Below are 12,975 nucleotides of genomic sequence, written 5' to 3' on the forward strand. Positions count from 1 at the left end.
GTTGTGGCACTGCGCTCGATTTTCCGAATTCAAGGCATTTCATAATGAGATATATCGTCAACTTCGCCCTGCATAAGCGCGTGCTTATCCTTATGGGGCTCGCCGCCATGATGGCCGTTGGCGTCTTTGCCTTTACACAGCTGAACATCGAAGCCTATCCGGATCCGGTCCCCCCCACCGTGGAAGTCGTCACGCAGTCGACCGGCTATTCGGCTGAGGAGATGGAGCGCAATGTCACCATCCCGGTGGAAATACAGATGGCGGGCATACCGCACGTGTCCAGCGTACGGACGATTTCTCTGTTTGGCCTGTCTGACGTCAAGGTTCAGTTCACCTATGACCTGACGCACGAGCAGGCGCAGCAGCACGTCATCAATAAGCTAAGTCAGATGGATGCACTGCCCGGCGGGGCACATCCGGGCATATCGCCCGTCAGTCCAATTGGCGAGATCATGCGATACCGTGTGGTAGGCCCCAAAGGGTACAGTCTTACGGATTTAAAGACGATCGAAGACTGGATGCTGGAACGTCGTCTAAAGGCGGTTCCCGGTGTGATCGATGTGACCGGCTGGGGCGGCAAAACCAAGAGCTATGAAGTCGTCCTGGACCGACAAAAGCTGAATGCCTACGGCATATCCGTGCCGCAGATATTGGCGGCCATTGGCAATGCGGACGTCAATGTCGGCGGTCAAACCGTCAATTTTGGCCCTCAGTCGGCGATTGTCCGTGGCGTCGGCCTGGTTCAATCGATCAACGATATCCGCACCACTGTCGTGACCTCCGCGAAGGGTATTCCCGTCCAAATAAAGGATTTGGGCGAGGTGGTCGTTTCCAACCTGCCGCGTCAGGGCATCGCCGGACAGGACAAGGATGACGATATTGTTCAGGGGATCGTCCTGATGCAGCGCGGCGCAAAAAGCACCCCGACGATCAAGCTGGTCGAAGCGGAAATCAACCACATCAATGCGGGCAATATCTTGCCTTACGGCGTCCATATCGAGCGCATCTACGACCGCAGCGACCTGATAAAGATAACGACAGAGACGGTTTTTCATAGCCTCGTCGAAGGCATTCTATTCATCTTCATCGTGCAATGGCTGTTTCTCGGCAATGTCCGCAGCGCGCTCATTGTGGCGGCAACAATTCCGTTCGCCCTGTGCTTCGCGGTCATAATCATCGTTGTCAAAGGCGATTCCGCCAATCTGTTGTCGGTCGGTGCTATTGATTTCGGTCTCGTTGTCGATGCGACCGTGATCATGATGGAAAACATCTATCGCCACCTGTCGGAATTGTCGACGACGCATAAGGCGCAAGCGCTACCCGGTGGTATGCGGCGCTCCGCCATATTGGAGGCGGCCAGCGAAGTCGGAAAGCCGATATTCTTTTCCGCCGTCATCATAATTACGAGCTTCCTGCCGCTGTTTACCCTCACCGGTGTGGTCGGACGGATTTTCGGGCCCATGGCCACGACTTACGCCTATGCCATTATCGGCGGGTTGATCGCGACCTTCACCATAACGCCCGCCCTCAGTGCGGTCTTTCTGAAGAAAAACCTTGAAGAAAAGGATACGTGGCTGGTCGCGCGTCTCCACAGCCTATTTCGTCCGCTTTGGGCGCTGTGCATGAAATCACGCCTGAAGACGTTGGCAGTGGCTGGCGGATTCGCGCTGTTTGCCGCTGTAGCGGTCCCGTTTCTCGGCATGGAATTTCTGCCGCATCTCGAGGAAGGCAACATGTGGATACGCGCTACCATGCCGGCCTCGGTGTCGCTCGAAGCCTCGAATGGCTATGTCAATGACATCCGGCGTATTTTGAGTACCTATCCGGAAGTTCAGACCGTCATTTCGCAACACGGCCGCCCCGACGACGGAACCGACGCCACGGGCTTTTTCAACGCAGAATTCTTCGTGCCGCTCAAACCCTTCACGGACAATGCCGCCTGGAAGGGCCAGTCCAAGGAAAAGCTCATCGAACAGATGAACGCGAAGCTCGCTGGCCGGTTCCCCGGTATTGAGTTCAACTTCTCACAATATATTCAAGACAATGTCGAAGAGGCAGCTTCCGGCGTCAAGGGTGAGAACTCCATCAAGCTATTCGGTCCGGATCTCGATACGCTGCAAAAGACGGCGGGACGTATACAAGAAGCCATGTCTCATGTGCGAGGTATCGCCGACCTGGGTGTGTTCAACTCTCTGGGGCAGCCGACTTTGAACATTACGGTGAACCGCGAAAAGGCGGCGCGCTACGGGCTCAATACAGGCGATGTAAATGCGGTCGTTCAGGCGGCTATTGGCGGCGCAAACGCAGCAGCCTATTACGAGCCGGGAACCGACCGCAATTACCCGATTATCGTTCGCTTCAGTCCGTCTGACCGCAATGACATTGCCGCTATTTCCCGCATTCCCGTTACAGGCACATCTCCCACAGGCCTTCCCCTTTCCGTGCCCTTGAGTGATGTCGCTGACATAAAACTGATCTCGGGCGCGTCCTTTATCTACCGGGAAGGCGGGGAGCGGTATGTGCCGATCAAGTTCTCCGTGCGTGGACGCGATCTGGGCGGCGCGGTCAAGGAAGCGCAGGCACGGATAGATAAAGAGATTAAATTGCCGCCCGGCTACCACATATCCTGGGCGGGAGAACTGGGCGAACTCAATCAGGCCCTGGCGAGACTTGCGGTTATCGTGCCGGTGGCGATTGGCCTTATCCTGGTCCTTTTGTTTATGAACTTCGGTTCCGTGCGGGACATGGCGATCGCCGGCGCGGCCATGCCGCTGGCCATGATCGGGGGCGTGGCTGGGCTTCTACTGACCCATACGCCGTTTTCCATATCCGCTGCCATCGGCTTTGTCGCCTTGCTGGGCATATCGGTGATGGATGGCATTATCGTTGTCTCAACCTACAATCAGGCCATTGACGACGGCCTGTCGCGGACGCGCGCCATGCAGTTGACCTTGAAACACTGCCTGCGACCTGTCGTCATGACCTGCTTCGTCGCCTTTGTCGGGCTGCTCCCGGCTGCGGTTGCGAACGGCGTTGGCTCGCAGGTCCAGAAACCCCTGGCCATCGTCGTTGTCGGCGGCGCCAGTCTGGCGCCCCTGCTGATACTGACCGTACTGCCCGTTCTGCTGAGCCTGTTTTCCAAACATGTCAGCCGTCACCTGATTTCGGAAGAGGTGGACGAATCCGGTGCCACCACCCCAAGCGCGCAGGTTCTGCAATGACAGATATTCGTTTTTCGTCGTCCGTTCGCGCCTTGGCCTTCTCTCTGGCCATCGCTGCCCTCTTGGGGTCAAGCGGATGTGCAGTCGGTCCGGCTTACGTTGCGCCGTCCGCGCCTGTACTCAAATCCTACGCCACGTCTGGTGATCCAACGGCGCTCCCGCGTGCCGACGCGGTAACGCAGACACTTGGCGCCCAAATATTTGGCTCGCAGAGTCACGACACTGAGTGGTGGCGCGCTTTCAGGTCGGATGAGCTGAATCAGCGGGTCGCGGAAACCCTGGCGCAAAATCCGGATCTAAAGTCTGCGGCCTTCAGCTTGGCGGCCGCCAGGGAAATGTATGCCGCGCAAAAAACGTCGCTGTTGCCCCAGGTCGGGATAAATTATTCGCTACAGCGCAGCAAAAATTCCGATACGCTTGCCAACCCCTTATCCGGTAATGAACCCCCGCCAACCTACACATTGCATACGGGCCAAGTGGCCGTAAGCTATGCCGTCGACCTCTGGGGGGAAAATCATCGCAGCCTCGAGCAAGGCAAGGCCCTGCTCGCCAGTCAAACCTATCAGACGACGGCCGCGCGGGAGATTCTTGTTGGCAACATGGTGGCGGCCGAGCTGACAGTGGCTGGCCTTCAGGACCAGTTGGCAGATGCCGCGGTGGCAAGCCACGCCAGCCAAGAGACACTCCGATTGATGCAGACCCAGGCGACACTGGGCGCCGTTGGCCAAGCCGATCTTGTCGTTTATCAGACCACCGCCTCGCAGGATGCCGTTCAGGAAGAGGGTGTTCGCCACCAATTGACTGTGGCCCAGGACGTACTGAAACGCCTGACCGGCCATGAGCCGGCGGCCCCTGTCGCGGCCCCCCTCGGTCTGCGGCTATTCTCGCTGCCGGATAATCTGCCCTATGTCGCCCCTGCTGACCTGGTGGCGCAACGACCGGATATATTGGAGGCCCAGGCCAATTTGCGCGCGGCCTATGCCGCCGCAGGCATGGCCCAGGCGGCCCGCCTACCTGCCATTTCCCTGGACGGAAGTGCAGGAGGGGCGGCGAGTCAGTTGTCGCATTTGGTCGATCAAGGAAACGATTACTGGACAATGGCGTTGGGCCTGACCCAGCCCATAACGAATGCAGTGGCCCTTAAGCATCAGGCGAGAGCGGCAACGCAACAACTGGAAGCCGCCAAGGCCAGCTATCACTCCGTTGTTTTGCAGGCGCTTTCAAATGTCGCAGATTGCCTGGACGCCTTGTATGCCGACGCCACAGGATTGGCGCATGCTCTGGATGTACAAACCGTGGCCAACAGAAATCTGGCCTTTAACCAAAGCCAGGCGGCGCAGGGCGCCGGAGGTCAGATTCAGCTTCTGGCCGCTGTTCGGGCCAAGGCGCAGGCGGACAGCGCTGTGGATGCCGCCCGGCTGCAACGCTACCTCGATACGGTCGCCTTTTACATTGCCGTCGGTCCGCCGACGGCGGATCGGTAGCGAAGATGGCGAAAAACCACACCTGGATTTTGATAGGTTCGGGCTTACTGTGCGGTTGCGCCGCCGGTCCTCAAATCCCGCCGAACCTGGCCGGGATACAGGACATGTCCATTCGTGAGCACCTTCTGAGTGATTGCCGGCTGGATGCGCGATGGCCAACCTATCGGTCAGCCGCCTATCGTGGCGGAGCAGGCAGGGTAAGGGAGCAACTGACGAATTTTCCGAGCGGCAATGAGGCCGCAGCCATCGCCCTTTGCGTGCGCCTCGAACGGGCGACGGATGCGGATGCGGCGTCATTGTCGGAGGATTGCAAGTTACTGATGGAGCAGCGACGACTTAAATACGGCGACGCCGCCCTGTCCAATATTCGTCATTTTCAAGACGTGTGCAGACAACTGACGGGTCGTTAGGGTGACGGATCATAGGAGTGATTGGCCAGTGGAATGCCGGGCGGCTGACCGTCGGGATTTCCTCTGTTCAGTCATAAAAATATGGTAAATTTTGTACGTCGTAGAGGGTCGGTTTTTGATATAGACTTTTGCGCTACTAAACTGAATGAATCTGGGGAAAAAGATGGCCATTCAATCAACCGAGTTTGATTACTTTCTAAAGATATTGCTCAGGCTGGCGGAGCAGATGATCCCGCAATATGATATTTTGGCCGACATCGAAAAATGGAAGACAGAATGTACGCCGCTGCAACAGCGCAGGGGACTGGAGGCTGGACTCGGAGATCTTGCCGAGAATGGTTTTCACCTACCTCCGGAAGACCGCCAACGGATCGACGATATTATGCGTTCTGAAGGCCTCATGACCTTGTCGGAGTTACAAGTGCTGTATGGGCAGAGGATCAGGCGGCTGCTGAAAAAGAAAAGGCTTATCCGCGAGGAAGACGCCGTCGCATTGAAAGGCGCTCTGGATGCCGATCTGCTCGACGCGCAGGAATTTGAAATCGCCAAACACCTGATTGCAAGTCACGGATCCTAGTGACAGATCCGGCCTGGTTCGATCAAAATCCTCGCTCTACATTTTAAGTTTGTCCGCATCTCGCGTTCAATTCAAGTCAAATTGAACGCGAGATGCTCTAGGAGCACCCGGTCGAAGAGAACGCTGCGTACAACGCATCGGGAACGCCAGTTCGGGTGACAAAGACATAGGGATCAGGTCCATAGACTCCCACGGCCGTCTAAGTTTAACATATCTTCTCTCGCCCTTCAGAGGCTGGACGAACGCGCGGTGGGGCCAGAACCTGACAGCGGGATTGACCTTGGCAGCCATAACCCTGCCCGAACAAATCGCCACGGCGCATCTGGGGGGATTTGCACCGCAGGCGGGTATATTCGCCTTTGTTGCGGCGACCTTGGGGTTTGCTCTGTTCGGCGGCAATCGCCTCCTGACGGCCGGTGCCGATTCCACGACCGTGCCAATTTTTGCCGGCACGCTGGCGGCGCTTGCGGTTACCAATGCCAGTTCTCTTCCGGCCGAAGCGGCGGCTTTGGCGATACTGGTCGGCGGCATGCTGATCGTCAGCAGTTTAATGAAGCTGGGATGGGTGTCGGGCCTTTTGTCCGTCCCTATCATCACTGGCTTTCTTATTGGCATTAGCGGGCACATTCTGGTGTCGCAGCTCCCTGAGCTTTTAGGGATTTCAGCCGCCGGCGACACCTTACCGGAGCGTTTGGGATATATCATTGGACATATGTCCGCGCTGAACCCGTACACCTTGGCGACAGGGTTGGGCGTGCTGGCCATAATGCTTGTGTCGGAAAAACTGAGCGGCCGCCTTCCAGGTGCGCTTATTGCCATAGTCTTGGCGACACTGGCTGTCAGCGGTTTCAATCTAACCGTTCATGGCGTATCGGTCATGGGCGCTATACCCTTCGGGCTGCCTCAGCTAACCCTTCCGGATTTTTCAGGATGGGCGAGATTGGTGCCGCTGGCCCTTATCATTACTTTGATTGTCATGATGCAAACCGCGGCCGTCAGTCAGTCGGTGTCGTCACCTGCGGGTAGCGGACCGGACATCGATCGTGATTTTCTGGGCATGGGGGCGGGAAACCTGATCGCTGCCCTGGTGGGGGCGTTTCCAGTGAATGCCAGCCCGCCGCGTACCGCAGTGGTGGCGCAGGCCGGGGGCACGTCGCAACTCGCCGCCATTATCGCGAGTATCTTTGTATTGATCGTCGTCTTTTGGGGCGGCGGTCTGTTCAGGCTTGTCCCGCAGGCGGCCTTCGCCGGCATTTTATTGTTTGTCGCTCAGCGCATTTGTAGCGTCGGCACCGTCATAAAGGTGATCAGGCAGACACCGCTTGAGGGTGGCCTGGTTATCCTGACTGCGGCGGCGGTTATAGGACTGCCGATACAAACCGGTGTCGCCGTTGGCATCGGGTTGTCCCTGCTGCATGGCGTTGCCATGATCCTTCAGACCCGACCGGTTGAATTGTCCAGATTGCCGGGAACGACGATCTGGTGGCCTCACAAGGGGAATGCCCCGGCGCCGGAAGATGCAGGTATTCTGGTAGTGGCATTCCAGGCGCCTCTGTTGTTTGCCAATGCCGACGTGTTCCGGCGGGGCATGATCGGTAAAATAAGCACAGCGAAGCCGTTGCCGCGGGTCGTGGTTTTGGAAGCGAGCGGTATAGCCGATATTGACTATTCCGCGGCGCAGGCGTTCATAGATGTCATTGCCTATTGCCGCCTTCATCATATCAGTCTGGCCCTGGCCCGGCTTGAATCCATTAAGGCGCAGGACGCGTTTGAGCGCTTCGGTATTATGCGTGAGCTGGGCGAAGGCCTATTTTTTCACAGCGTCAATGAGGCGGTAAACACCTTGAAGGCCTCACCCACCCTGTCGACGGGAGATGTGAATGCGTCCGGTTCGTGAACCTCGGGTCAAACCCACGCCTATCCGCGATCTGCGCCCGACTCAGATGACGGTAGGGATGCGCGAAGTGTCCGCCAAGCGCGAGAGATGGCAGAGCGAGCGGGACGGCAAGGGCGAGGTGTTTCTGGGCCGCCATATGATCCCTGTCGTGTTGGGCCCGAAGCAGCGCGCCTACATCATCGACCATCATCACCTTACGCGAGCCCTGCATGATGAAGGTGTGGAGGATGTGCTCGTGTCTGTCGTCAGCGATCTCAGCCATCTCACCAAGGATGCGTTCTGGGTTGTCCTGGACAATCGTAACTGGATGCACCCCTTCGATGAAGCGGGCCAAAGGCGCAGGTACGAGGATATTCCTAAGTCTGTCCAGGATTTAGCCGATGATCCTTATCGCTCTTTGGCGGGGGCTCTGCGTCGGGCGGGTGGCTATGCCAAGGATACGGTGCCATTCAGCGAGTTCCTTTGGGCCGACTTTCTGCGACGGCGTATCAAAAGCTCGGCCCTGGCGAAAAACTTTGAAACCTGTCTTGCTCAGGCGTGTGAGATCGCCAAAACATCTGAAGCCAGTTACCTGCCGGGGTGGTGCGGTCCAACGGACTGAGGCGGTAATGCGGGCCATCATTCGGGACGCATGGCATCCTATCGAGTCGGTGCAGGCTGAATAGGCGAAAACAGGTGGAGGTTTGGCCGTCTGTGCTTGTCCCCGCGCCTGCACGTCATGTAGTGTTTGAGCGATTCCCGCTCAGGATGCCGCTTATGAAGATTATCTCTATTGTCGCCGCTCTTGTTTGTGTCGCGGGGGTTCAGGCGATGCCAGTGGCCGCGAAGGCGCCCCGGCAGCCGTCGGCCAATCAAGCGGTCTGGATTCCCTCTTGGTATGCCGCGCCGGAGCCTGCCGGCAGCACCTTGCAGATCAAGGACATGACCTTGCGTCAGATTGTTCGCGTCAGCGCTGGCGGTAGCGCCGTGCGCGTGCGCCTGTCCAACGCCTATGGCGTCCAGCCGTTGCGGCTTGACGAGATACACGTAGCGCGCAGGGTGTCCGGCAGTCGTATTGACGCGGCCAGTGACCGCACCGTGACATTCAATGGTAAGTCGGGCGTGACTTTGGCGCCCGGCGCCTATGCGCTGAGCGATCCTATCGCCCTTGACATAATCGCCGATCACGACCTGGCGGTCAGCGTATATGCCGCTGGTTCGGCGTCGCTCTCTACGGTTCACGATATTCAGCGCAGCGTCCTTTACACGGCGCCGGGGCGGATGACCGACATGGCCGAATTTACAGAAGCGTCCGCCGCCGACATTGGCTTAGGCAAGGCTTTCCCATGGATTGCGGAAGTCGAAGTGTCGGGCGGAGAGGCCAAAAGCGCCATTATTGCCTTCGGCGATTCCATCACCGACGGCTATGGTCTTACACCCGATCGTGGCGGGACCTGGCCGGAGGTTCTTGGGCGCCGCCTGCGTGAGGCCGGCATTCCGCTCAGCGTCGTCAACAGCGGGATTAGCGGTAATCGCCTGCTGCACCATGGCCAATGGGCACGGTTCGGTGACAACGGTCTGGCGCGCTTCGACCGCGACGTCCTGGCCCAACCGAATGTCTCCGCCGTCATTGTCCTTATCGGCATCAACGATTTAGGGCATGCGCAAGGGCCGGGGTCGCAAGACTATGTGTCCGCCGAGGATATCATTGATGGCCTGAGCCAGATGGCGGCGCGGGCCCATGAGCGGGGCCTCAGCATCTATGCCGGCACCCTGACGCCTTTCGAAGGCACGGTTTTCAGCAGCTATTATTCCGACGAAAAGGAAGCACGCCGTGTGGCGATCAATACATGGCTGCGGACAAGCCATATCTTCGATGGTGTGTTCGATTTCGATCTGGCCGTGCGCCAACCCGACACCCCGACGAAGCTAAGGCCTGATTTCGACGTCGGCGACCATCTTCATCCCAATGATGCGGGCGCCGCCGCCATGGCCAATGCTATTCCGCTTGGCTTTTTTGACGGGGGCAGGCGGTAGGGTAGGCAAGGTCACCGGCGGTCAAGCCGCTTTTCGGCCAATAAACTCAACCGGTCGCCCCAACAGGTACCCCTGAGCTTCGTCGCAACCTTCTTCGCGCAGCAGTCCCAACTGGCTTTCGGTCTCAACGCCTTCAGCCAGAACCGGTATGCCCAGTGATCTGCCAAGTGCGAGGATGGCGCGAACGATGGCGCGCGCTTGCGGGCTCTTATCGGCCTCCATCAAGAAGGAGCGATCGATCTTGATCTTGTCGAACGGGAAGGAATTGAGGGTGTCCAGGGAGGAATACCCGGTGCCGAAGTCGTCGATGGCTATGGTGACGCCCAGCGCCTTGATCTGTCGCAGAAGGTGCAGGGCTCGGACCTTATCGCCGATAATGGTCGTTTCCGTTATTTCCAATTCCAGACGCGATGGCGACAGGCCGGTTTCGATGAGCACCGATTTAACTGTTTCTATCAGAGCGACGTCATTAAGTTGTATAGGCGAGAGGTTAACGGCGATCTTGGCTGTGTTGGGCCAGCTTAGGGCTTCCAAGCACGCGGCTCGCAGCACCCAGGCGCCAATAGCGATGATTGCACCACTTTCCTCGGCGATGGGGATGAATTCGGCGGGAGAAATGAAACCACGTTCCGGGTGGTTCCAGCGGATAAGGGCTTCGTAGCCAGTTATCTCCCCGGTGCGCACCGAATGCTGCACCTGGTAGAATAGCCGGAATTCGCCATTGCCCAGTGCGACGTCAAGATCCGCAGCCAAGGCACGCCGATGGCGTTCGGCCTCATCCATTCCGGAGTCATAGAAGCAGATTTTTTGCGTAGCATTGCTCTTGGCGCGGTTCAGCGCCAGATCGGCGTTATTAAGCAAGGTTTCTCGGTTGCCGCCGTCACCGGGATATAGGGCTACGCCGAAGCTGGCCTGGACTGTAGTAGGCCCTCCGTCGAGTGAAATGGGCGCACAGACGGCGTTGCTGAGTGCGGCAATCCTCGCTTCGACCGTCTCGCGCCGGTCGAAGCGCATGACCACGGCGAATTCGTCTCCACCGAAACGGGCGATCAGCCCGCAACTGTTTGCTGCATCTGACAGGCGACGGGCTACGGCCTTCAAGACCGTGTCGCCGGCGCCGTGCCCACGTTGGTCGTTTATGTCCTTGAAGCGGTCGATATTTGCAATGATCACCGCGACCTGCTCGCCGCTGCGCACCGCGGCGGTCAGCTCTTGATCAAGATATTCGTTGAAATGCAATCGGTTGGGCAGGCCTGTCAAACCGTCATGACGCGATAGGTGGGCGATGCGTTGTTCAGACAGCCGGCGCTCAGTTACATCTTCAAATGTCGATACCCAGCCACCGTCAGAGGTCGGCCGATGCGAAATCGCAATGGAACGCGCCTTGAACAGATCCGATACCATGGTCCCACCACCGGGTTCGGTGATCAACGCCATATGGCGCGCATGGTGCATGGCTAAGGTTCCGGGATCCACGGACCGACCCAGGCATATGCGGACCATATGGTCCGACAAGGCACGGAAGGTTAGTCCAGGAGCCATGAAGGCCGGATCCAGACCGTATAACTCGGAAAAGCGCGAGTTGGCGAGGATTAGATGCTCGTTTCGGTCGAAGAGCAACAGGCCCAGAGGCATATTGGATAGGGCAGCGTCGAGATTTCGCGCGCTCTCTATTACGCGATCCTGCGTTGCCTTTCGTTCACTGATGTCTTGTGTGATGTTGGCGAAGCCCAGCAATTTGCCGTCATCGTCGCGCAGTGCACGCAACAGGGTGTGGCTCCAGAAGACTTTCCCGTTCGCGCGGCGGGCGGGGCCTTCAATTTCTGCCCGATCTGCCTCCGCGGCTTTAATCAGGGCGGCGCGATACTGGTCCGGAAAGGTGGTGTCTACGGCACAGACATCTGCGTAACATCGCCCCACAATGTCTGAAGTCAGATAGCCATTCATCCGATCTCCGCCAGCTTTCCAATCAACGACGTTACCGCGCGTGTCCAGCATGAAAATGGCATAGTCTTCCATCCCTTCAAGAAGGATACGGAAGCGGCGATCTGTGTCGGCGCGCAGGCTATCTAAGCGGCGAGCCGACACGACCGCAAAGGCGCATAGACTTAAGACGGCGACGGCGGCAACGGTGATGGCCAGAGACATGGCTTGTGGTGACAGGACCAAGCCGCTCATCTTGCGTGTCGCATCGAGCCGGATGGTGACTGCGCCCATGGCAGTAAAGTGGTGGCCGACAATCGCTAGCAGCAATATAAGCCAGCCGACGCGACGCAGTTTGCTATGGGCGGGCAGTGTTATGGTCCAAAGAGCGAGTGCACCCAGTAGCAGGCTTATAAGGATCGACGCGATAACGAGGTCGGGCGCCCATTCAACATTGCCTGGAACATCCAGCGCCATCATACCGAGGTAGTGCATAGTGGCGATGCCGGATCCAATTACGCTGCCCCCAACGAGACGCGCGTGCGGGAAAGCGCGACTGACGGCAATCTCTACGCCTCCTGTAGTAATCACCAGGGCGCAAATGAGCGACACAAGGGTCAACATCAGGTCGTAGGCGATCGCTACGTTGGGATTGAAGGCCTGCATGGCGACGAAGTGTGTAGCCCATATGCCGAAGCCGCACGCCATGCCGGCAGCCAAAATCCAGCGTAGGCGTTGTCCACCTTGGGTGGATTGCGCACGCCCAATGAGGAGTGCCGACACAAAACAAGAGATGAGACAGATGACACCCGCCAGGAGCACTAGTCTCCAGTCGTGCTGATCCTTAAGGCAATACAGAACTCTAAACATACTCGAACGTGGTTATGACGCGCCAATTTTAATACATATTGCCCTGATGTTAACTTTGGCGATGTATTTATTGTAGAATATATTGATTTGCTTGTTGTTTTATTAAATTCGTAGCGCTCTGGCAGGTGGATAGGCGGTTATTTTAATCGAAACCGCCGATTTGTCTTTATCCGGCCTTCGCCGGCATCGGCACAATATGGTTGCGTATCCAGCTTGCGAAATTTTCAGCGCTCAGTTCGCCGTCAGCCACAACCATAAGGCCGAGGAAACAGGTGGTATCGTCAGCACTCAGCATGTAGCCGTTCAGCGTCAGGAATAGTTCTATGGTGATCAGGGCGACGGCCAGATTGCCGCCATGGAAAAGCTGATCGTGCGCCAGAGCGTAGCCATAGCATGCGGCCAGGCTGGCCAGATCGGTCGCAGAACTCTGGTTCAGGGCGTGGACCCGGGCATGCATCATCTTCATCATGCTGCGTTCGCGCAAGCCCGTCGCGCGGTCGGCGTTGGTACCGTGGTCCGCCACCAGTTCGGCCTGAACGGCCTCTATTACGCCCTCGCGAATGAGCAGAAAGGCCAT

Annotated in this window: 9 protein-coding genes; 7 read left to right on the forward strand and 2 right to left on the reverse strand. The window is 57.7% G+C overall.

Annotated features, from left to right (window positions below; translation table 11 throughout):
* The first annotated feature begins 44 nt into the window (after positions 1–44).
* From RCJ00_RS09130 to RCJ00_RS09160, 7 genes are all read left to right on the forward strand, one after another.
* Positions 45–3,221 (forward strand): efflux RND transporter permease subunit, encoded by a 3,177-nt coding sequence (locus RCJ00_RS09130; RefSeq protein ID WP_316221503.1) that lies wholly within the window; start codon positions 45–47, stop codon positions 3,219–3,221.
* Positions 3,218–4,705 (forward strand): efflux transporter outer membrane subunit, encoded by a 1,488-nt coding sequence (locus RCJ00_RS09135; protein ID WP_316221504.1) that lies wholly within the window; start codon positions 3,218–3,220, stop codon positions 4,703–4,705. The genes RCJ00_RS09130 and RCJ00_RS09135 overlap by 4 nt, the downstream gene beginning before the upstream one ends.
* Positions 4,706–4,809: 104 nt before the next feature.
* Complete coding sequence (locus RCJ00_RS09140; protein WP_316221505.1) at positions 4,810–5,115, forward strand: hypothetical protein; 306 nt, start codon at positions 4,810–4,812, stop codon at positions 5,113–5,115.
* A gap of 163 nt (positions 5,116–5,278) precedes the next feature.
* Positions 5,279–5,692, forward strand: a complete 414-nt coding sequence (locus RCJ00_RS09145) for a hypothetical protein (protein WP_316221507.1) — start codon at positions 5,279–5,281, stop codon at positions 5,690–5,692.
* Positions 5,693–5,954: 262 nt separating this feature from the next.
* Positions 5,955–7,589, forward strand: coding sequence for a SulP family inorganic anion transporter (locus RCJ00_RS09150; RefSeq protein ID WP_316221894.1), 1,635 nt, complete (start codon positions 5,955–5,957; stop codon positions 7,587–7,589).
* Positions 7,573–8,190 carry a ParB-like protein gene (locus RCJ00_RS09155; RefSeq protein ID WP_316221509.1) on the forward strand — a complete coding sequence of 206 codons (618 nt, stop codon included), beginning with the start codon at positions 7,573–7,575 and terminating at the stop codon, positions 8,188–8,190. Before RCJ00_RS09150 ends, RCJ00_RS09155 begins: the two co-directional genes overlap by 17 nt.
* 155 nt (positions 8,191–8,345) lie before the next feature.
* Positions 8,346–9,605: an SGNH/GDSL hydrolase family protein gene (locus RCJ00_RS09160; protein ID WP_316221510.1), complete on the forward strand. Its 1,260-nt coding sequence runs from the start codon at positions 8,346–8,348 to the stop codon at positions 9,603–9,605.
* Between the two features lie 21 nt (positions 9,606–9,626).
* Here the strand turns inward: RCJ00_RS09160 and RCJ00_RS09165 are convergent, their stop codons facing one another.
* Positions 9,627–12,398, reverse strand: a complete 2,772-nt coding sequence (locus RCJ00_RS09165) for a bifunctional diguanylate cyclase/phosphodiesterase (protein ID WP_316221512.1) — start codon at positions 12,396–12,398, stop codon at positions 9,627–9,629.
* A gap of 166 nt (positions 12,399–12,564) precedes the next feature.
* Positions 12,565–12,975 carry a death-on-curing protein gene (locus RCJ00_RS09170; protein ID WP_316221514.1) on the reverse strand — a complete coding sequence of 137 codons (411 nt, stop codon included), beginning with the start codon at positions 12,973–12,975 and terminating at the stop codon, positions 12,565–12,567.

This window comes from Asticcacaulis aquihabitans (assembly GCF_032490435.1).
In the GTDB taxonomy this organism is placed as follows: Bacteria; Pseudomonadota; Alphaproteobacteria; order Caulobacterales; family Caulobacteraceae; genus Asticcacaulis.